Source organism: Dactylosporangium sp. CS-047395 (genome assembly GCF_050942185.1).
Taxonomy (GTDB): domain Bacteria; phylum Actinomycetota; class Actinomycetes; order Mycobacteriales; family Micromonosporaceae; genus Dactylosporangium.
This window is the reverse complement of sequence record NZ_CP192015.1, coordinates 10,924,341-10,944,330: the sequence shown is the minus strand read 5'-3', so window position 1 is coordinate 10,944,330 and position 19,990 is coordinate 10,924,341. Positions and strand designations below refer to the sequence as shown.

General features: G+C 71.5%; 19 protein-coding genes. 10 read left to right on the top strand and 9 right to left on the bottom strand.

Annotated features, from left to right (window positions below):
- The first annotated feature begins 131 nt into the window (after positions 1 to 131).
- A complete protein-coding gene (locus ACQP00_RS51120; RefSeq protein ID WP_433211750.1) occupies positions 132 to 1,079 on the top strand; it encodes a hypothetical protein in 948 nt (315 codons plus the stop codon).
- Between the two features lie 337 nt (positions 1,080 to 1,416).
- Positions 1,417 to 2,643: an FAD-binding oxidoreductase gene (locus ACQP00_RS51115; protein WP_433211747.1), complete on the top strand. Its 1,227-nt coding sequence runs from the start codon at positions 1,417 to 1,419 to the stop codon at positions 2,641 to 2,643.
- Positions 2,644 to 2,785: 142 nt separating this feature from the next.
- On the opposite strand, the gene ACQP00_RS51110 is transcribed toward ACQP00_RS51115, so the two are convergent.
- From ACQP00_RS51110 to ACQP00_RS51100, 3 genes are read right to left on the bottom strand one after another with little or no spacing between them, the layout of a single operon-like run.
- Positions 2,786 to 4,063 carry a hypothetical protein gene (locus ACQP00_RS51110; RefSeq protein WP_433211744.1) on the bottom strand — a complete coding sequence of 426 codons (1,278 nt, stop codon included), beginning with the start codon at positions 4,061 to 4,063 and terminating at the stop codon, positions 2,786 to 2,788.
- Between the two features lies 1 nt (position 4,064).
- Positions 4,065 to 4,589 carry a SigE family RNA polymerase sigma factor gene (locus ACQP00_RS51105; RefSeq protein WP_433211741.1) on the bottom strand — a complete coding sequence of 175 codons (525 nt, stop codon included), beginning with the start codon at positions 4,587 to 4,589 and terminating at the stop codon, positions 4,065 to 4,067.
- A gap of 3 nt (positions 4,590 to 4,592) precedes the next feature.
- Positions 4,593 to 5,102, bottom strand: coding sequence for a GNAT family N-acetyltransferase (locus tag ACQP00_RS51100; RefSeq protein WP_433211738.1), 510 nt, complete (start codon positions 5,100 to 5,102; stop codon positions 4,593 to 4,595).
- A gap of 89 nt (positions 5,103 to 5,191) precedes the next feature.
- Here ACQP00_RS51100 and ACQP00_RS51095 point away from each other — a divergent pair, with 89 nt between their 5' ends.
- From ACQP00_RS51095 to ACQP00_RS51060, 8 genes are all read left to right on the top strand, one after another.
- The gene (locus tag ACQP00_RS51095; protein ID WP_432832527.1) at positions 5,192 to 5,437 is read left to right on the top strand and encodes an acyl carrier protein; all 246 of its coding nucleotides are present in this window, start codon (positions 5,192 to 5,194) and stop codon (positions 5,435 to 5,437) included.
- Positions 5,421 to 6,164, top strand: coding sequence for an SDR family NAD(P)-dependent oxidoreductase (locus ACQP00_RS51090; protein WP_433211735.1), 744 nt, complete (start codon positions 5,421 to 5,423; stop codon positions 6,162 to 6,164). Before ACQP00_RS51095 ends, ACQP00_RS51090 begins: the two co-directional genes overlap by 17 nt.
- Entirely contained in the window at positions 6,161 to 7,483 is a 1,323-nt protein-coding gene (locus tag ACQP00_RS51085; protein ID WP_433211732.1) for an AMP-binding protein, read from the top strand. Before ACQP00_RS51090 ends, ACQP00_RS51085 begins: the two co-directional genes overlap by 4 nt.
- Complete coding sequence (locus ACQP00_RS51080; protein ID WP_433211729.1) at positions 7,480 to 8,529, top strand: acyl-protein synthetase; 1,050 nt, start codon at positions 7,480 to 7,482, stop codon at positions 8,527 to 8,529. The genes ACQP00_RS51085 and ACQP00_RS51080 overlap by 4 nt, the downstream gene beginning before the upstream one ends.
- A 5-nt stretch (positions 8,530 to 8,534) precedes the next feature.
- The gene (locus ACQP00_RS51075) at positions 8,535 to 9,758 is read left to right on the top strand and encodes an acyl-CoA reductase (RefSeq protein WP_433224323.1); all 1,224 of its coding nucleotides are present in this window, start codon (positions 8,535 to 8,537) and stop codon (positions 9,756 to 9,758) included.
- A gap of 12 nt (positions 9,759 to 9,770) precedes the next feature.
- Positions 9,771 to 10,715 (top strand): glycosyltransferase family 2 protein, encoded by a 945-nt coding sequence (locus ACQP00_RS51070; RefSeq protein ID WP_433211726.1) that lies wholly within the window; start codon positions 9,771 to 9,773, stop codon positions 10,713 to 10,715.
- Positions 10,716 to 10,785: 70 nt separating this feature from the next.
- Positions 10,786 to 11,517, top strand: coding sequence for a hypothetical protein (locus tag ACQP00_RS51065; RefSeq protein WP_433211723.1), 732 nt, complete (start codon positions 10,786 to 10,788; stop codon positions 11,515 to 11,517).
- 89 nt (positions 11,518 to 11,606) lie between these two features.
- The gene (locus ACQP00_RS51060; RefSeq protein ID WP_433211720.1) at positions 11,607 to 12,500 is read left to right on the top strand and encodes a hypothetical protein; all 894 of its coding nucleotides are present in this window, start codon (positions 11,607 to 11,609) and stop codon (positions 12,498 to 12,500) included.
- Positions 12,501 to 12,502: 2 nt separating this feature from the next.
- Here the strand turns inward: ACQP00_RS51060 and ACQP00_RS51055 are convergent, their stop codons facing one another.
- The 6 genes from ACQP00_RS51055 to ACQP00_RS51030 all read right to left on the bottom strand — a co-directional run bounded on the left by ACQP00_RS51055 (position 12,503) and on the right by ACQP00_RS51030 (position 19,975).
- Complete coding sequence (locus ACQP00_RS51055) at positions 12,503 to 13,261, bottom strand: 2-phosphosulfolactate phosphatase (RefSeq protein ID WP_433211717.1); 759 nt, start codon at positions 13,259 to 13,261, stop codon at positions 12,503 to 12,505.
- 4 nt (positions 13,262 to 13,265) lie between these two features.
- Entirely contained in the window at positions 13,266 to 15,716 is a 2,451-nt protein-coding gene (purL, locus tag ACQP00_RS51050) for a phosphoribosylformylglycinamidine synthase subunit PurL (protein ID WP_433211715.1), read from the bottom strand.
- Complete coding sequence (gene purQ, locus ACQP00_RS51045) at positions 15,713 to 16,393, bottom strand: phosphoribosylformylglycinamidine synthase subunit PurQ (RefSeq protein WP_433211712.1); 681 nt, start codon at positions 16,391 to 16,393, stop codon at positions 15,713 to 15,715. Before purQ ends, purL begins: the two co-directional genes overlap by 4 nt.
- Positions 16,390 to 16,659, bottom strand: a complete 270-nt coding sequence (gene purS, locus ACQP00_RS51040) for a phosphoribosylformylglycinamidine synthase subunit PurS (RefSeq protein WP_433053310.1) — start codon at positions 16,657 to 16,659, stop codon at positions 16,390 to 16,392. Before purS ends, purQ begins: the two co-directional genes overlap by 4 nt.
- A gap of 175 nt (positions 16,660 to 16,834) precedes the next feature.
- Entirely contained in the window at positions 16,835 to 18,265 is a 1,431-nt protein-coding gene (gene purB / locus ACQP00_RS51035; RefSeq protein ID WP_433211709.1) for an adenylosuccinate lyase, read from the bottom strand.
- Between the two features lie 135 nt (positions 18,266 to 18,400).
- Positions 18,401 to 19,975: a hypothetical protein gene (locus ACQP00_RS51030; protein WP_433211706.1), complete on the bottom strand. Its 1,575-nt coding sequence runs from the start codon at positions 19,973 to 19,975 to the stop codon at positions 18,401 to 18,403.
- Positions 19,976 to 19,990 lie beyond the last annotated feature (15 nt).

Sequence of the window (19,990 nt, the reverse complement as noted above, 5' to 3'; positions counted from 1 at the left end):
GTTCGCCGGTCTGTCCACTAGGAGAGAGCGACGCCGGTACCGTCATGGTCTTGTAGTTCGGGCGAGACCACGGAGGGATGCCGGTGCGGCGTCGTGGGGTGTTGCACATCGGGGTGACCGGGCTGGCAGCAATGCTGGTCCAAGCGTGCTCCGAGGGATCGACGACGACACCGGGAACGGGGAACGGCTCCTCGGCAGGCGGTCCAGCCTCGCCGAGTGCCGAGCCCCAGGCCGCGTCGACGTTCGACCCCTCGGGGTACGTCCCCAAGCCGGTCGCCCTCGCGGAGCTCAAGAAGCTCTACAACTACGACAAGGGCTCGACGCTCAACGCGAACCTCACGGACCGCCGCACGGGCGACGGGATCATCCTCGAGGACATCACGTACTCCGACACCCGCGGCAACGACAACGTGCCCGCATACGTGGTGAGTGCCGACATCCCCGGCGACACGCTGCGGATGCCCGCCATCGTCCTGGGCACCGGCCCCGACGGGGACCGCGACAAGCTGCTCGACGAGGCCACCGCCATCGCCCGGATGAAGGCGCTGGTCATGATCCCGAGCCTGCCGATCAAGCCGACCGGCGACCCGAGCGCCGACGCCAACCTGATGGCGGCCGCCGTGCTCGCCCAGCGCCGGGCCTTCGACCTGCTGATCCGCCGCAGCGACTGCGACGGCAGCCGGGTCGGCTACGCCGGGCACCACTCCGGGGCGGCCCTCGGCGCGGTGCTGCTCGGCCTGGAGTCCCGCATCACCGGCGCCGTCCTGGCCAGCGGGACCAGCCGGTTCTCGCGCTGGATGGTCAAGCAGAAACTGCCGACGGACTGGCACTCGTACCTCGACTCGCTGTCCCGGTTCGACGCCGGCCCGTACGTGGCCGTTGGCGGCAAGCGCTCGGTGCTGCTGCAGTTCGGCAGCCAGGACACCGTCGTGCCCGAGGCGGAACGCGCCGAGCTGGTCGCCGCCGTCGCCGGGGCCAAGCAGCGCAAGGACTACGCGACCGGCAACGACCTGCGGGGCTTCGCCGCTGCCACCGCCGACCGGGCGGCGTTCCTGAAGCAGGTCCTGCGGCTGTCGTGACGACCTGCGTGGCCGTGGCCGCGACCGCCGATCGGGCGGCGTTCCTGAAGCAGGTCCTGCGGCTGTCGTGACGACCGCGCGCGGCCTTGGCCGCGACCGCCGATCGGGCGGCCTGCCTGAAGTAGGTCTTGCGGCTGTCGTGACGAGCCCATAGGCTTTCGAACGTATGTTCGGTGTCGGTTGACGCGCCATGTGAATCAACCGACCTCCGGGCGTAGTTCGAACGTGTCATTGGGAATGCCTGGACCATGTCGTCGTCGTCCCGGCAGCCGCGAATCCCAGCGACCGATCTTCCCCATGTCCACGGCTGGTGACACCAGGGAAGCGGGAGTCTGCGGTGACGGTGATCGAGGCGTTGTCCGAGGCGTGCGGGCCGGACCACGCGTGGGAGGCGGGCCCGGCCGACACGGTCGACGGCGTGCCGGTCGGCTGGGTGGCCGAGCCGGGTGACGCCGCCGGGGTGGCCGAGGTGCTGCGCTTCACGGCGACCGAGGGGCTGTCCGTCGTCGCGTCCGGCGCCGGCACGAAGCTCGACTGGGGCGTGCCGCCGAGTCACGCGGACGTACTGCTCGACGTCAGCCGGCTCACCGGCGTGCTCGACTACGCCCCGGGCGCCCCGACGGCGACGATCGCGGCCGGCACCCCGCTGCGGGCGCTGCGCGCGCTGCTGGCCAAGCACCACCGCCGGCTGCCCCTCGACGTCGGCTCCCCGGCCGCGACCCTCGGCGGCGTGCTGGCGACCAACGAGGCCGGTCCGCTCCGGCACCGCTTCGGCGCACCCAGGGACCTCGTGACCGGCGTGCGGGTCGCGCTGGACGAGGGCAGCCTGGTGCGGGCGGTCGACGGGTTCGAGCTGGAGCGGTACGTCTGCGGCTCCTACGGCACCCTCGGCGTCATCACCGAGGCGACCATGCGGCTCGAACCGCTGCCGGCCGCGCGGGCCTGGGTGGTCCGCCCGGTGTCCACCCCGCGCGAGGTCCAGCAGCTCACCGAGGCCCTGGTCGCCTCACCGCTGGAGCCGGTGGCGATCGAGGCCGACCTGCCCGGCGGGGTCGGGGCGCGCCCGGCCGAGCTCGCCGCCCTGTTCGAGGGCGACGAGGTCTTCGTCGCCCACCGCGCCGAGTCGGCCGCCAAGCTCCTCGGCGGCGGGGCGGCCGTGGAGTCGCTCCCACCCGCCTGGTGGGGCCGCTACCCGTTCGCCGCCGACGACGTGGCGCTCAAGATCTGGGGCCGGCCGAGCGAGCTGTTCGCCGTCGTCTACGCCCTGCGCGACGCGGCCGGCCTGCCGGTGCCCGTGCGCGGCTCGGTCGGCCTGGGCGTCGCCCACGTCGCGCTGCCCGACACCATCACCCCCGAACGCCTCGACGGCATGCTGACCGCCGCCCGCACGGTCCTGCTGGCCCGCGGCGGGGGCGGCTGCACCCTGCTGCGCGCTCCGCTGGACCTGCGCGAACTGGTGGACAGCTACGGCCCGGAGCCCTTGCCAAGCACCGCGGCCCGGCTGAAGCTGGCCCTCGATCCTGAGGACCGGCTCTCACCGGGCCGCATACCCGACGTGTCCTAGAGGCAGCGAAGGTCTCTTCACTGTATGGGCGCCTTGGCAGCGGGGTTGGACCGTTGGATGTCCTGAAAAGCGGTGGGGGAGCTTCGCTCCACCCACACCCCCTCAAGACCGCACCGGGTCCTAGTTGGGGCCTAGTTGGGTTCTAGTGGCAGGTCCAGACGACGGCTTGGAAGCTGCCGTCGGGTCGGGTTGCCTGGCCGACGATGGTTCGGCCGTCGTCGCTGAGGGTTACGGGCGTGTTCGGCCGGGCGGCGGTGGGGTCCAGGATCGCCGGTAGAACGATGCGCTGGTCGTCGGCCAGCAGTACGGCCCGGCCGTCGGTGGCGCGGCCGAGCACGAAGCCGTTCGCGTTCACCTCGCCCGCCGGGGACTCGATGCCGTCGAGGACCACGACGATGCCGCCCAGCGTGCTCCAGCGGACCGGCTTCGGGTGGGCCGTGCTCTGGTCCGCGAAGCCGGACGCCCAGCCTTCGCGGGCGCTGGTGACCACGGCGGTGGTGCTCCCGGGCGGCAGCGGGAGCGGGGCGCCGGTGCCGTTGACGTCCCAGGAGTACGGTACCTCGGCGGTGCCGTAGGCGACCGAGCCGAAGACCGTGCCCCAGAAGTCGATGGCCAGCGCCCGGCCGCCGGTCGCGCCGCTGGGCAAGGGCAGCTCCACCGGTGGGTTGCCGCCGCGCCACGCGATCGGGCGGCCGCTCGCGTCGTTCGAGCCCCGGTTCCCGGCCACATCGCCCTTGATGTTGACGGCCTTCGCGAACGCCCGCTCCTCGCCGGGCAGCAGCGTGGCCTTGCCGTCGTGCAGCCGCCAGGCGGCGGGCCGGCCGGCGATCGTCGAGTTGCCGACCGCGTCGCCGCCGTTGTTGACGGCCACGACCAGCGGATCTTCGCCGGGGAGGGTCGGCAGGCTCGGCTGCCCGGCCTGCCAGCGGACCACCTCATCGGTGCCGTCGGTGCGGTGCCGCAGGCCGTAGTGCACCGAGCCGTCCGGCGAGCCCGCCGACACCACCGTCGGGCCCCCGCCCGCCGGGGCCGCCAGTTCGTGCACATCGCAGGCAGCGGGCGCCGTGGCGAAGGGCGGCGCCGCGTACGAAGCGCCGGGGGTTCCGCCCGGCGGGGGGACCGAGCGGGTCGGGCCGGGCGTGCCGGTGTCCGTGACGACCGGGTGGGGCGTCGCGGGTGGCGTCGGGTCGGGGCCGGCCGGTGCGCTGTCGTTGCGGGTCGCGGCCAGTGCGGCCGGCACCGCCACGGCGACCGCGATCGCGACGGCGACCCCGCCGGCCACGGCGAGCCGGCGGGACGCGCGGCGGCGTCGGCCGTCGTGGATCGCGGCGGCGATGGAGACGCGGGGCGGGTGCGGGGACTCGGGGTCCAGGCCGGCCCGCAGCAGGTCGCCGGCGTTGTGCTCGTTCAGGTCCACCATGTCAGCGCTCCTTGGTCAGGGCGGCGACGGTCTGCTCGCCGAGCAGCCGGCGCAGGGCCGTCAGTCCGTGTGCGGTCTGGCTCTTCACCGTGCCCACCGAGACGCCGAGGATCTCGGCCACCTCGGCCACCGGCAGGTCGTAGAAGAACCGCAGGACGAGCACCGCCTGCTGGCGGCGGGGCACGCGGGCGAGCGCCTGGCGCACGGCGGTCCGTTCGTCCTGATCCGGCTCGTACGCCACCCGCTCGGGCGGTTCGGCGAACAGCCGGACCCGCGACCAGGCGAGCCGGCGCTGGTCGATGAAGGTGTTGACGAGCATGCTGCGCACGTACCGGTCCAGGTTGTCGGCCTGGCGCACCCGCGACCACTTCACGTACAGCGTGGTGATGGTCTGCTGGACCAGGTCGTCGGCGCGGTGCGCGTCGCCGCTGAGCACGTAGGCCAGCCGGTGCAGCGCCGGCAGCCTGGCCGTGACGTACTCGACGTAGTCGTGGTCGCCCATGCCCCCTTGGACGGGTGCGGTCATGCCTCAGGTTGTACGCGACTTCCGCGACTTCTCCGTCCACACCACGAGCTGCTCGGTGCCTTCGACCTCAGTGGTGTACCGACGGGAAGGAATCTCTTCGAAACCGAAGCGCCGGTGCAGCGCGATGACCGCCTTGTTCCACGCGAGGGTGCGCCCGCCGAACGCGCGCAGCCCCATCTCGTCGAACGCGTAGGCGACCGCCGCCTTCTCCAGCTCCATCCAGGCCGGAAGCAGCTCGCCGCGCGCCTCCAGGCCGTCGACGTCGAGGAAGAAGCCCCATTCCGCGGTACCGGCGGAAGGATCATGGTCGTTGAACGTCACGACCCCGCAGTCCCGGCCGCGATAGTTGAAGATCAGCACGCGCCGCGCCGGGTCGGACTGCACCTTGCCCCACCACAGGGCGTGCCCCTCCGGCGTGATGAGCGCGGTGTGGATGCTCGCGCCCCTGGTCTTGGGGTGGTTTCGCCAGGTGCGGATCGTCTCCACGTCGGACTCGCGGGCCTCGCGCAGCACCTTCGGGACCTCCTAGGTCGTTGAACCGCGTGACAAGCCGTACAACTCGCGCATGGCCGCCCGGGATGCGCCGACCCGAAGGACCGCCGATGAGCAACCTCGACCGTCTCCGCGCCGCGTTCCGCACGGCGCTGGGCCTGCCGGAGGACCTCGACGTCGACCGGCTGGAGTACCGCGGCATCGAACAGTGGGACTCGCTGGCCCACCTGACGCTCATCGCCGAGATCGAGGACGCGTTCGACGTCATGATCGACACTGACGAGGTCATCGACCTGAGCTCCTTCGGCAAGGCCGTCGAGATCCTGGGGAAGCACGACGTTGCGCTCGCCGGCTGAGGGCTCGCCCCGGGTCGCCCTGGTCACCGGCTCGTCCCGCGGCATCGGCCGGGCGATCGCGGCGACCCTGGCCGCCGAGGGCTTCGAGATCGTCCTGCACGGCCGCGAGGAGAGCTCGGCCAAGGCCGCGGCCGAGTCCATCCCCGGCGACCACCTGCTGGTGCACGGCGACGTGAGCCGGCCCGACGACGTGGCCGGCATGGTCCGCGCGGTCTTCGAGCGCCACCGCCGCCTCGACGCGCTGGTCGTCAACGCGGGCGTGCACGAGGCCGGGCTGCTCGGCATGATGGGCGCCGAGGCCGTGGACCGGCTGTTCGCGGTGAACGCGGCCGGCGCCGCGCACACCCTGCAGGCGGCGGTGAAGCTGCTGCGGCGCGGTACGACACCTGCTGTTGTGCTCCTGGCATCGGTCATGGGAACCTCCGGCGCGGCCGGTCAGGCCGTCTACGGCGCCTCCAAGGCCGCCGTGGCCGGGCTCGCGCGCGCCGCCGCCAAGGAGCTGGGCCCGGCCGGGATCCGGGTCAACGCGGTCGCCCCCGGCTTCGTCGAGACCGACATGCTGTCCACCCTGGACGCGGCCGGGCGGGCCGAGCGGATCGCCGCCACCCCGCTGCGCCGCCTGGGCCGGCCCGAGGAGATCGCCGACGTCGTGGCGTTCCTGCTCTCCCCGCGGGCCCGGTTCGTCACGGGCCAGGTGATCGGCGTCGACGGCGGGGTGGTCGTGTGACCGCCCTGCGCCATCCCAACGCGCGGCTGATCGACGCGGCGACCGGCGAGGTCGTCCGCGATCTGGTGCGCCCTGACCTGTTCACCGACGTCCCGCCCGGCATGGTGTTCCTGCGCATGCCGACCACGGTCGAGGCGGTGTGCCAGTACGTGACGGCGTTCGAGACCGGGCGGCCGGTCGCGCTGCTCGATCCCGGCCTGCCCGACGAGACGCTGCTGGAGCTCGTGGACCGCTTCGAGCCGGCCGCCGTCCTCGGGCCGGTGCCCGCGGAGCTCACCGACCGGGTGCGTGCGACGGCCCCGAAAACCGCGCCGCATCCCGACCTTGCCGTGCTGCTGGCCACCTCGGGCTCGACCGGCAACCCCAAGCTCGTCCGGCTGTCCCGGCGCGCGGTGCTGGCCAACGCCGACTCGATCGTCGAGGCGCTCGGCATCACCGGCGACGAGGTCGCGATCAGCGCGCTGCCGTTCTACTACAGCTACGGCATGTCGGTGCTCAATACCCACCTGACCGCCGGGGCCACCGTGGTCGTCGAGGGCGAGGGGCTGCTCGGCCGCGGCTTCTGGCCCGCCATCGACGAGTTCGGGGTGACCTCCCTGGCCCTGGTGCCGTCGCAGTACGAGATGCTGGTCCGGCTGCGCTTCGACCCGGCCCGCCACCCGGCCCTGCGCACGCTCACCCAGGCCGGCGGCCGGTTGCGCCCCGAGCTGGTGCGCGACTTCCACGAGCGGATGGCGTCCGTCGGCGGCCGGCTGTTCGTCATGTACGGCCAGACAGAAGCCGCACCTCGCCTGACCACGCTCCCTTCGGGGCGCCTGGGCGAGAAGCTCGGCTCGGTCGGCCCGGCGGTTCCCGGCGGGCGGCTGAGCATCCGGCTCGAGGACGGCACCGAGACCACGGCCCCGGACGTGTGCGGCGAGGTGCTCTACCGCGGGCCGAACGTCATGCTCGGGTACGCCGAGACCGCCGCCGACCTCGCCCGCGGCGACGACCACGGGGGCCTGCTGGTCACCGGCGACCTCGGCCGGCTCGACGCGGACGGGTACCTCTGGCTGGACGGGCGCCGCAAGCGCTTCGGCAAGGTCTTCGGCGTACGGCTCAACCTGGACGACATCGAGCGCATGCTGCCGGTCCCGGCCGCGGCCGTCTCGGGCGACGACAAGGTCATCGTGTTCGTCACCGACGGCGAACCGCCGCACCTCCGGCGCTCCCTCGCCGACCGGCTCAAGCTGCACTGGACCGGCTTCGACGTGCGCGCGATCGAGGCGTTTCCGCTGCTGAGCAACGGCAAGGTCGACTACCGGGCGCTGGCCTCATGAGCGTGTTCACCCTGGACCAGGCGCAGAAGGACGCGCGGCTGCTGCCCCGGCTCATCGAGCTGACCGAGCGGCACCGGGCGCGGGGCGCGGCGTACGCGAACATCCTCGCCGCCACCGGCCACCCCGTCGGCCGCGTCTACCGCGACACCGCCGAGCTGCCCTGGCTGCCGGTGCGGCTGTTCAAGACCCGGGAACTCAAGAGCATCCCCGACGAGGCCGTCTTCAAGGTGCTCACGTCGAGCGGCACCACCGGCGACGTGAGCCGCATCTACCTGGACAAGGAGGCGGCCGCCGCGCAGACCAGGATGCTCGGCGCGACCATCCAGACCGTCCTCGGCCCGCGCCGGCTGCCCATGCTCGTGGTCGACACCAAGTCGATCATCAAGGACCGGCGCTCGTTCAGCGCGCGCGGCGCCGGGGTGCTCGGCATGGTCACGTTCGGCCGCGACCACGTCTGGGCCCTGGACGACGAGGGCCGCCCCTCGCTCTCGGCCGTCCGCTCATTTCTGGATGCCCACGGCGACCGCCCGTTCCTCGTGTTCGGTTTCACGTTCATGATCTGGTTGTACCTCTACGAGCTCGCCCGCGAGCACAAGCTCGACCTGTCCAACGGCATCCTGATCCACTCCGGCGGCTGGAAGAAGCTCGCCGATCGCCGGGTCGGCAACGCCGAGTTCCGCCGGGCCTTCCGCACCGGCACGGGCCTGACCCGCATCCACAACTTCTACGGGATGGTGGAGCAGATCGGCGTGGTGTACCTGGAGGGGCCGGACGGCGATTCGCTGTACTGCCCCGACTTCGCCGACGTGGTGATCCGCGACCCGGACACGTGGGAGCCACTGCCGCCGGGGCAGCCGGGGCTGGTCGAGGTCGTCTCGACGCTGCCGGAGTCGTACCCGGGGCATGTGCTGCTGACCGAGGATCTGGGCGTGGTGCACGGGGTGGACGACGGTGCCTGGCCGGGGAAGCGGTTCTCGATTCTGGGCCGCCTGCCGCGGGCCGAGGCGCGCGGGTGCAGCGACACGTTTGTGGGTGCGTCAGTTTGAGCTTCGTGGTGAAATTTCCGCATTTTTCCGGTCAGCTCGACCTCGACTCGCTGTTGGCCGAGGTTGCCGCCGTGCCCTCCGGCGGGCCGTTGGTCGTCGGCGACGAGCGGGTGCGCGACTTCCTGACCGCGTTCTCCCGCCGCCTCCTGCGCCCCGACGTGGCCCGCCGCCATCCCGAGCTGGGCTCGCTCGGCTTCTTCCTGCGCAAGGGCGAGCTCGCCCGGGCCGTGGCCCGCCTCGGCGACGGGGTGGCCGGGCAGCGGCGTGCGCCCCGCGGCCTCGTGCTGCACTTCCCGCCGGCGAACGTGGACACCATCTTCGTGTACAGCTGGGCCCTCTCCGCCCTGGCCGGCAACCACAACATCGTGCGGATCTCCAACCGCTCGGCGGGCGCGGCCGAGGCGGTGCTGGCCGCCCTGAACGACGTGCTCGCCGACGCCGATCCGGCGATCGCGCAGACGCAGCGGATGGTGACGTACGATCGCGACGACACCCTGACCGCGGCCCTCAGCGCGGCGTGCGACCTGCGGGTCCTGTGGGGCGGGGACGCCTCGGTGACCGCGCTGCGCCGCCACCCGGTCCGGCCGCTCGCCCGCGAGCTCGCGTTCCCGGACCGCAGCTCGTTCGCCGCCGTCTCGGTCGCCGGCTGGCGGGCAGCTACGCCCGCCGAGCGGCGGGCGGCGGTGGCGGGGTTCGCCAACGACCTGTACTGGTTCGACCAGGCGGCCTGCTCCTCGCCGCGGGCACTGTTCTGGGTCGGTGCTGATTCGGCGGCGGCGGACGCGCGCGCCGAGTTCACCGGCCTGATGGCCGAGGAGATCTCGCTGCGCGGCTGGACCGTCGAGCCGGCCATGGCGGTGGAGAAGTACGTGGCCACCTACGCCCTCGCCGCGGACGGGGCCGCCACCCGGGTCGCCTTCGCCGGCAACGCTTTGGCCGAGGTCGACCTGGCCTCGCTGGGCGAGCTGCAGCGCGGCTGGCTCGGTGCCGGCACCGTCTGCCACGTCAGCGTCGGCTCTCTCGCCGAGCTGGCCCCCGCGATCCGGCGCAAGGACCAGACCCTGGCGCACTTCGGCTTCACGCTGGGCGAGCTCGACGACTTCGTCACCCTGGTCGCCGGCCGCGGCCTCGACCGGATCGTCCCGTTCGGCCAGGCACTCACCTTCGCCGGCGTCTGGGACGGCCTCGACCTGCTGCACGAGTTCACGCGCATCATCACGATCGCCTAAGGGGAAGCACCCGTGTCCGTTTCCGTCGTCGTGCCCTGCTACCGCTCGGCGAGCATCCTGCCGAGGCTGGTCGAGCGGCTCAATGCGGTGCTGCCTGGGATCGACCCGATCCACGAGATCATCCTCGTCGTCGACAGCACCGACGCCACCTGGGACGCCGCCCGCGACCTGGCCGCCAAGCACCCCGCCGTGCAGGCGATCCGGATGGCCCGCAACTACGGCCAGCACAACGCCCTCATCGCCGGCATCCGCGCCGCGAACTGCGCCCGGATCATCACCATGGACGACGACCTGCAGCACCCGCCGGAGGAGCTGCCGAAGCTGGTCGCCGCGCTCACCGACGACCTGGACGTGGTGTACGCGGTGGCCGAGTCCGAGGAGCACGGCCCGCTGCGCAACCTGACCTCGTGGGGCGCCAAGAACCTGGTCATGGGCCGCACCATGGGCGTGCCGAACGCCGACGTCCTGGGCGCGCTGCGCATCTTCCGCACGTTCCTGCGCGCCGGCCTCGACCAGGTGAGCGGCCCGCACGTCTCGGTCGACATCGCCCTGTCCTGGACCACGACCCGCGTCGGCTCCGTCGTGGTACGCATGGACCAGCGCACCGAGGGCCGCTCGGGTTTCACGCTGCGATCCCTGACCAAGCACGCCGTCAACATGATCCTCGGGTACTCCACCAAGCCCCTCCGCCTGGTGACGTACCTGGGCTTCCTGATCGGCGTGTGCGGGGTGCTGCTCACCTTGCGCCTGATCTGGCTGTACTTCACGGGCGACACCAAGGTCGCCGGCTTCACCACCCTGGCGTCCCTGGTCACGATCTTCTCGTCCGCCCAGATGATCGGCATCGGCGTGCTGGGCGAGTACCTGGGCCGCGTCCACGCCCACGGGATGGGCCGCCCGACCTACGTCATCCGCGACCATGTCGGTCACGCTTCGGTGTACGAGATGAGCCTGTAGTTTCCGGGGTTATCCACAGGCGGAGATTGCTTCTTGTGGTCTCTCGGTGGCGGGGCGGAGCCTGGTTCTTGTGACACGGGGGCGTTTCACGGTTCTTGTTCTGGCGGTCGCGCTGGTGCTGGTGCTCTCGGGCTCAGCGGCGCGGCATTTCGGTACTGAAGACGGCAGTTGCTCGGCCCGGCTGCCGCAACGACTGGGCAATCCGATCCCGGTGCAGGACGGCCTGGCGGTGGCGGAGCTGGGCACCAGCCGGGTGGGGGCTTCCGCCTTCAGCGTGGGCGCGTTGGTGGCGAACCGGTCGCCTACCTGGGCGGCTTATCGCACGTCGATGAGCGTGCGGTTGCTGGACGCTTCCGGCGGCGTGGTGGCGGACCTGCCGTCGTCGACGCTGCCGATGGTGTTGCCGGGGGCTGCCTTACCGGTGGGCGCGACGATTGGGGTGCCGCCGGACCGGGTGCCACTGGTGGCGCGGGCGGAGGTCGTGCTGAGCACCACGCACTGGGTGACGGTGGAGCCGGAAAACCGCCTGTTCCAACGCTTTGACGGAGTGCCGGAGTCCGACGGCGACTTCCTGCTGCCGGCGAACATGGGGGAGGTGCAGTGCTCGGGGCTGTCGGCTACGGGCGCAGTGCTGGTCTACCGCGACGCATCGGGCAGGGTCGTCGGCGGCGAGTCGGTGTTGTACTCGGGGGAGTACTGCGCCGGCTCGCATTTCGGGGAGAGCTTGTCGCCCCGGAACGTCCCGGAGACGGCCGACCCACCCCGCACCACAATGGCCGTCTACTGCGACGTCGGCGGTTGAACAATCCTGCTGCGATGCGTCCCAGCCTGATCGCTGAGGCATTCCTGCCGGACATGGAGCACATCACGCACGTCGGCGGGGTCGGGTGGGTGGTCACCGAACCGTCCGCGCCGGCGGTGCGCGTTCTCGACAGCCGGTTGCGGCTCACAGCACTGGTCAACGTGCCGGCCGGAGAGCGGCGGTTCCGGGTCAGTGCCGATGATCGGCATGTCGTTGTCTCCACCGGCGAGGAGTTGGCCGTTGTGGACTACCGGGGGCAGCTGTTGTCGCGGCTGCCCGGGGAGCACGGTGTCGCCGCGCCGCCGGAATGTCATCTCGATTGCCACGGCGTGTTGTGGGTGCACCGGCCACCCGTGGACGAACTCGTGGCGGTCGAGGCGGCGACCGGGCGTGAGATCGCTCGCGCGAAACTGGAAACCGCCAACGGCGAAGGCGTGTTCGTCAGCGACCCGACCGGTGTGTGGACGGGACTACATGTCGCGATGGGCTACTACTCGAGAAGCTGGCTGGTCCGGCTCGAATCCGGCCGGATCGCGCTGCGGCCGCTCGACGGCGAGAGTCTCATCGGGCTCACGCCATCGGGTGACCGGTACTTCGCGATGCCGCGCGGGTTCCTCACCGTCCGCGCGGTCGCCACCGATCAGGTCGTGGCCGCTCGGCACATCGACGACGTTCCGGGGCTGGAGGAACGCACCAGGCTGCTCGAGGCCGCCGCGGTTGTCTCCGATGAGCTCGTCATTGTCGCGGTGAACCTCGATGACTTCGAGACCGACTTCGAGGAGCATCTGCTGTTGTCCGCGCGCTCGATGCGGTACCGATCCACAGTGGAGTACCCGTTTCCGATGACGCAGAACTCGATCTATCCCGCGGACGGCGCCGGCCGGTGGCTCACCCGCAGCCATGAGGAGCGCGTCGTGCGGCTCTGGCGGATCGCGGGTCCCCTCGACGACGAGGCGATGCCCGGTCAGGAGCGGCTCTTCTGACGCTAGGCGGGGGCGAACGACTCGCCGTTGGTCATGATCGGCACGGTGTGGGAGACGCCGGACTGTGAGGCCAGCCTGACGTCCTCCGCAAAGCCGCGCTGAATCAGCTCCTGCCCGCTAACGCACCGCCGCACCGCAGCAGCCACGTTCCGCACCGCCGCAAGGGCGGCCAATGACACCGCGGCCTCCACCGACAACGGTGCGCCCAGCATCGACAGGCCGTCCAAGACCGCTGCCGCGCCCAAAAGGTCCTCGACGCACGGGCGCAAAGTGCCGTCCGGCCACAGTTCGCCTGCCGCCACCACGCCGACCGGGCTTGTTGGGGAGCCGTGGCCATGGGCGTGCAACCAGCGTGCCACCGCCGGGGCGTTGCGCAGGCACGCCGCCACCACCGGTACGCCCGTCGACGCGGCCGCCGAGCAGATTGTGGCGCCGTTCGGTGAAGGCAACACCAGCTCGTCGACGTGCGGGGCCGATTGGAGGGCCGCCGGGGACAGGCTCCACGGCTGCTCCGCACTCGTCTGGCTGCGCCCCACCGCTACCGCGGCGCCCAAGCGGTTGGCGTAGGCCGCGGCCTGATCGCTCCACGGGAACGGGTGGACCCGGATGCCGCGGCCCACCGCCACGTCCACCGCGGTCGAGAACGACAGGACGTCGACCACGACCAGGACCGAGCAGACGCGTGCGAGTTCTGCCGCGCCTGCCGGGCCCCAGTCGAAGCGGGCGCCCGAGCCGGGCTGGCTGTAGACGCCCTCAGCCATGAGGTCAGGAATCGGGGTCGTCGTCCAGCGGTGCGTGCGGCACCTCCGGAGCATCGACCTTCTCAAAAACCGAGCCAGAAACCGAGCCAGAAGCCGAGGCCGGATCCGTAGCAGGGGCCGGAGAAGACTCGAAGGCCAACGAAGGCTCCGGGTCGCTCGGCGTGCGGTACGCCGGCGCCTCCGTCGACACCTCGCCGAACAGCGCCGGCAGCGTCCCCATCCAAGCCGACCGCAGCTCGTCCAGCGCGATCGTGAACTGGCCGCGAACATCCAGCGCGCGGCTGCGGCCGTCGACCGAGCCGATCGTGGTGACCGGCAGGCCGTGCTGGGCGCACAGGGCGGTGAACGCCTTCTCGTGGCCGCGCGGGACGGACACGAGGGCCCGGGCCGTCGACTCCGAGAACAGGGCTACGAACGGGTTCAGGCCCTCCGGCAGCGTGATGTTGGCGCCGCAGTCGTACCGCAGCGTGGCCTCGACCAGCGCCTGTGCCAACCCGCCGTCGGAGAGGTCGTGGGAGCTGGACAGGTGGCCGCGCTCGCCGGCCTCGGTGAGGACGGAGGCGAGGATGCGTTCGCGGGTCAGGTTGACGCGCGGGGGCAGGCCGCCCAGGTGCTCGTGGGTCACCCAGGCCCATTCGGAACCGGAGAGTTCTTCAGTGGTCTCGCCCAGCAGCATGATGAGGTCGCTGTCGCCGCCGAAGCCCATCGGGACGCGGCTGCCGACGTTGCCCATGATGCCCAGGACGCCGACGACCGGGGTCGGGTGGATGGCCTGGGAGCCGGTGGAGTTGTAGAAGGAGACGTTGCCGCCGGTGACCGGGATCCCGAGTTCCTGGCAGCCGTCGGCCAGGCCGCGCACGGCCTCGGCGAACTGCCACATGACCTGCGGGTCCTCCGGCGAGCCGAAGTTGAGGCAGTTGGTCACGGCGAGCGGGGTCGCGCCGGCGGTGGCCACGTTGCGATAGGCCTCGGCCAGGGCGAGTTTGGCTCCGTTGTACGGGTCCAGGCGAGCGAACCGCGCATTGCCGTCGACGGACAGTGCGACGCCGAGGCCGGACTGCTCGTCGATGCGCACGACGCCGGCGTTCTCCGGCTGGGCGAGGATCGTGTTGCCTTGGACGTACCGGTCGTACTGCTCGGTCACCCAGCTCTTGTCGCACAGGTTGGGGCTGGCCGCGAGGCGCAGGAGGGTCTCGCGCAGCTCCACGCCGGTGCGCGGGCGGGGCAGGGTCTCGGCGCGGTCGGCCTGCAGCAGGATGAGGTCGGCCGGCTCGCGCATCGGGCGGGCGTAGACCGGGCCGTCGTCCACGAGGGAGCCCGGCGGCACGTCGACGACGGTCTCGCCCCGCCACTTGATGAGCAGGCGGCCGGTGTCGGTGACAGTGCCGATCGCGGTGGCGATGACGCCCCAGCGCTCGGCGACGCGCAGGACCTCGTCGAGCTTGGCCGGGTCGACGATGAGCAGCATGCGCTCCTGCGACTCGCTGGCCAGCACCTCCTGCGGGTCCATGGAGGCCTCGCGCAGCGGCACGGTGTCGAGGTCGACGTCCATGCCGGTGCCGGCGGCCGCGCTGGTCTCGGTGAGGGCGCAGGTCAGGCCCGCGCCGCCGAGGTCCTGCACGCCGACGATGAGGTCCCGCTCGTACAGCTCCAGGCAGCTCTCGATCAGCAGCTTCTCGATGAACGGGTCGCCGACCTGGACCGACGGGCGGCGGGCCGGGCCGTCGGCGTTGAAGGTGGCGCTGGCCAGGACGGACACGCCGCCGATGCCGTCGCGGCCGGTCTTGGCGCCGAGCAGCACGACGATGTTGCCGGGGCCGTGGGCCTCCTTGTTCTGCAGGCGGTTGACCGGCAGGATGCCCACGCAGAGCGCGTTGACCAGCGGGTTGCCCTGGTAGCAGGGGTCGAAGACGACCTCGCCGCCGATGTTGGGCAGGCCCAGGCAGTTGCCGTAGCCGCCGACGCCGGCGACGACCCCGGGCAGGACGCGCTTGGTGTCCTCGTGGTCGGCGGCGCCGAAGCGCAGCGGGTCCATCACCGCGACCGGGCGGGCGCCCATGGCCAGGATGTCCCGGACGATGCCGCCGACGCCGGTCGCGGCGCCCTGGTAGGGCTCGACGAAGCTCGGGTGGTTGTGCGACTCGACCTTGAAGGTGACCGCGATCTCGTCGGAGATGCGGATCACGCCCGCGTTCTCGCCGATGCCGGCCAGCATCAGATCGGACTTCGGCGCCTTTTCACTGAACTGCCGCAGGTGTACCTTGCTGCTCTTGTACGAGCAGTGCTCGCTCCACATGATCGAGTACATCGCCAGCTCCGAGGTCGTCGGGCGGCGGTTCAGGATCGAGCGGATCCGCTGGTACTCGTCCTCGCGCAGACCCAGTTCCTCGTAGGGCTGCTCGTCGTCCGGAGTTTTGACAGCATGATCGACGGTGTCAAAGGCCTCGGCGGTCATACACGGGCTCCAAGGTGAGCGAGCACGGACGTGAAGATGCCCAGGCCGTCGATCGACGGACCGGTCAGCACCTCGACGGCGTGCTCCGGGTGGGGCATGATCCCGACGACGTTGCCGGCTGCGTTGCTGATGGCCGCGATGTCGTGCAGCGACCCGTTGGGGTTTCCGCGGATGTACCGCGCCACGACCCGACCCTCGCCCTCGAGCTCGTCGAGCACCCGGGTGTCGGCCATGTAGCAGCCCTCACCGTTCTTGACCGGGATCACGATCTCCTGGCGCGGCTGGAAGCCGACCGTCCAGGCGGTGGTGTTGTTCTCGATCCGCAGGCCCTGGTCGCGGTTGCGGAAGTGCAGGTGCTGGTTGCGGGTGAGGGCGCCCGGCAGCAGGTGGGCCTCGCAGAGCACCTGGAAGCCGTTGCAGATGCCGAGCACGGGCAGCCCGTCGCCGGCGGCCTTCACGATCGAGTCCATGACCGCGGAGAACCGGGCGATGGCGCCGGCCCGCAGGTAGTCACCGTAGGAGAAGCCACCCGGCAGGATGACGGCGTCCACTCCGTAGAGGTCGGCGTCGGCGTGCCAGAGCGGGATGGCGGCCGCCCCGGCGAGGTGCACGGCCCGGGCGGCGTCGCGGTCGTCGAGCGAACCGGGGAACGTGACGACACCAATGCGCGCGGTCACTGCGCCTCGACCTCCACCGGCTCCGGCTCGGACTCCTCGACCCGGAGGTTGAAGTCCTCGATCACGGGGTTGGCCAGCAGCTTGTCGGCGATCTCGCGAGCCCGGTCGAGGTCCGCGGCGCCCGCGAACTCGATCTCGATGCGCTTGCCGATACGCACGGACGCGACATCGTCCACGCCGAGGCGCGGCAGCGCGTTCGCGACGGCCTGGCCCTGCGGGTCCAGGATCTCCGGTTTGAGCATGACGTCCACCACGACGCGGGCCACGGGGCACTCCTGACGTTGAGTCGGGCGCTCGAGGGCGAGCGACACGAGCCTACCGGGCGGGGCTCCGCCGCAGATCACCGCCCGTGTCACGGTTCGGTCGACCACGCGGCGAAGCCCGGAAGAACATCGCCCGACACGCATCTTACCGGGGGCCGGAGCAGCCCAAGATCGACGCTCAGAGGATGGGAGGCGGCACGTAGGCGCCGGCCCGCGGGTGCGCCGCCAGCACCGCTTCGACCTGCTCGACGACCGCACTGACCTGCGCGGATGCCGCCCCGACGAACTGCGAAGGATCGGCCACCAGCGCCTGTACCTCGCCCGCGGACAACCGCAGCCGCTCGTCCCCGGCGAGCCGGGTAAGGAGGTCGTTGTCCTGGATGCCCTTTTCGCGCATGGCGAGCGCCACGGCGACGGCGTGCTCCTTGATCGCTTCGTGAGCATCCTCACGGCCCACCCCGCGGCCGACCGCGGCCACGAGGACCCTGGTCGTGGCGAGGAAGGGCAGGTAGCGGTCGAGTTCCCGGGCGACGACCGCGGGATACGCCCCGAACTCGTCCAGTACCGTCAAAAATGTGGCAAACAGCCCATCGACCGCGAAGAACGCGTCGGGCAGGGCCACCCGCCGCACGACCGAGCACGACACGTCGCCCTCGTTCCACTGGTCACCGGCCAGCTCGCCGACCATCGACAGGTAGCCGCGGACGATCACGGCGAGGCCGTTGACCCGCTCGCAGGAGCGCGTGTTCATCTTGTGCGGCATCGCCGACGAGCCGACCTGGCCGGCCTTGAAGCCCTCGGTGACCAGCTCGTACCCCGCCATCAGGCGGATCGTGGTGGCCAGGCTCGACGGGCCGGCGACGGCCTGGGCCAGGGCCGACACCACGTCGAGGTCCAGCGAGCGCGGATACACCTGGCCGACGCTGGTCAGCACGTTGCTGAAGCCCAGGTGCGCGGCGACCTGGCGCTCGAGCTCGGCCACCTTGCCCGCGTCCCCGCCGAAGAGATCCAGCTGGTCGGCCGCGGTGCCGACCGGACCCTTGATGCCACGCAGCGGATAGCGCTCGATCAGATTTTCCAGCCGTCGGTACGCGATGAGCAGCTCCTCAGCCGCGCTCGCGAACCGCTTGCCCAGCGTCGTGGCCTGGGCCGGGACGTTGTGCGAGCGGCCGACCATGACCAGCTCGTCGTACTGCTGGGCGCGCGCCGCCAGCCGCGCCAGCGTGGCCACCATCCGGTCCCGCACCAGCTCCAGCGAGAGCCGGATCTGCAGCTGCTCGACGTTCTCGGTCAGGTCGCGCGAGGTCATCCCCTTGTGGATGTGCTCGTGCCCGGCCAGCTCGGAGAACTCCTCGATGCGGGCCTTCACGTCGTGCCGGGTGACCCGCTCCCGCTCGGCGATGGAGACCAGGTCGACGTCGTCGAGGACCCGCTCGTAGGCCTCGACGACCCCGTCCGGCACCGCCACCCCGAGGTCCCGCTGCCCCTTGAGCACGGCGAGCCAGAGCCGGCGCTCCAAGCGCACTTTCTCCTCCGGCGACCAGATGTCGACCAGTTCCGGAGAGGCATAACGGGCGGCGAGCACATCGGGAATCCGAGCTTTAGTCACGCCGCCCATTGTGCCTAAGGGCGACCGGCAACAGGCGCGCCGCCTGATCGTTCGCCCTCCTGCGGTGGCGGCGCGGCAGGCCGCGACGCGGGGCGCCGGTCCCGGCGGAAGTGATCGAGGCCTGTTGCCGGCCGCTCACGTCCGGGGTGGGTGATCCCGCTCGGGCAGGCCGTACTGCATCGCGACGCGGTCGAGGTACCAGAGCTGCCCGGCAATTCCGACAACGAGGAAGACCAGCAGCAGCGGCAGGGGCAGCAGTCGCGCCAGCGGAAGGTCGGCCTTCGAGACGAACTGCATCGAGACCATCACCCCGTTGAGGGCGTTCGGCCGCGTCATGGTCCCGTTGATGTACGCCCAAGCCGTGTCGATGCCCTGCACGAACCAGGTGCCGACGTACGCGAGGCCCAGCATCGGCAGCCCCGGCCAGATCACCGACCACCAGGACGCGGGCCGGCCCTCCTGGTGCAGCACCTCGCGCCGCAGGGCCTGCCCCCGGAAGAGCATGGCCAGCAGGATGAGCGCGGGGATGGTGACGCGCGAGGGCGGTACCAGCGCGATCCAGGTGTTGAGGCGGCCCGCCGACGACCCGGCGGCGTAGGCGCGCAGGGCCAGTGGGCCGACGCCGACGAACAGGAACAAACCGAAGGGCAGCAGAAGCAGCTCACTGTACTTCCCGAGCGGCCGCAACCCGCTGATCCCGAACGCGGCCAGGGCGGCCACGGTGACCCCGATCAGCGCCGAGATCAGCGGCGGCATCCAGGTGTTGACGAAGGTCGGGCTGAGGCGCTCGTTGTCGCTCGTGATGCGGCTCAGCCACGGCCAGATCCCGATGAGGGTGATCAGCAGCACGATCGCCAGGCCGCCGGCGAGCGGGCCCCAGCCCCAGGTCCGGCCTGCACGCGGTACCGCGGAAACCTGGAAACGCAGGTTGGTGACGATGATCAGGACCGTCGCGGCCGCGCCGAGCAGGAGCAGGGGGACGAGCACGACCGAGGAGACGGCGGTCGCGCGGCCGAAGTCGAAGTTGACGAAGCCGTACTGGATGCTCAGCAGGATCGGCGACGGGTGCCGCTCGTCCGCGGGCACGTTCTGGAAGGCCACGGCGAACCCGACCTCCTGCAGCACGACGCCGACCACGGCCAGCACGGCGAGCAGGCCACCGAGGACCACCCCGGGCCACGGGCTGCGGCCGCTGCGGAAGGCGGCCAGGTAGAGCAGGGCGGCCGCGGCCGTGACGAAGCCGAACGTGCCGAGCCAGAACGCGGAGAGCTGGGAGTGGCCGTCGACCATGTGCGCGACGGCGATGCCGAACGGGGTGAACGCGACGAGCGGGAACGTCAGCAGGCCGCGCGCGACCCACCGCCCCGCCTTGCCGGTCGTCTCGGCGGCCCAGGCCACGGCCGGCGCGACCAGGATCACGGCGAGCAGCGGGAGGAGGGCGAGCAGCAGGGCGTACCCGAGGGCGCCACCGAGACCGTGCTCGAAGGCGTTGCGGTAGTTGTCGAACCCGACGGATTCGCCCGCACCGCCGCCGTTGATCGCGCGGATGCCGCTGAGCTTGTTGAACGAGCTCTTGAAGGTCCAGTAGACCGGCTCGACGTAGGAGGTGATGAGCAGCACCAGCGCGGGGAGCACCAGTACGAGGCCGACGACCACCTGCCAGGCGGGTCGGGGCGTGGCCGGGCGCAGCATCGTGGGCTGGACGGTCATGCGACCACGATATTG

Bases quoted from the DNA above. Each gene is read 5' to 3' on its own strand.
- ACQP00_RS51120 (WP_433211750.1), top strand. From the start codon at position 132: ATGCTGGTCCAAGCGTGCTCCGAGGGATCGACGACGACACCGGGAACG.
- ACQP00_RS51110 (WP_433211744.1), bottom strand. From the start codon at position 4,063: ATGGTGGACCTGAACGAGCACAACGCCGGCGACCTGCTGCGGGCCGGC.
- ACQP00_RS51105 (WP_433211741.1), bottom strand. From the start codon at position 4,589: ATGACCGCACCCGTCCAAGGGGGCATGGGCGACCACGACTACGTCGAG.
- ACQP00_RS51095 (WP_432832527.1), top strand. From the start codon at position 5,192: ATGAGCAACCTCGACCGTCTCCGCGCCGCGTTCCGCACGGCGCTGGGC.
- ACQP00_RS51080 (WP_433211729.1), top strand. From the start codon at position 7,480: ATGAGCGTGTTCACCCTGGACCAGGCGCAGAAGGACGCGCGGCTGCTG.
- ACQP00_RS51055 (WP_433211717.1), bottom strand. From the start codon at position 13,261: ATGGCTGAGGGCGTCTACAGCCAGCCCGGCTCGGGCGCCCGCTTCGAC.
- purL (WP_433211715.1), bottom strand. From the start codon at position 15,716: ATGACCGCCGAGGCCTTTGACACCGTCGATCATGCTGTCAAAACTCCG.
- ACQP00_RS51030 (WP_433211706.1), bottom strand. From the start codon at position 19,975: ATGACCGTCCAGCCCACGATGCTGCGCCCGGCCACGCCCCGACCCGCC.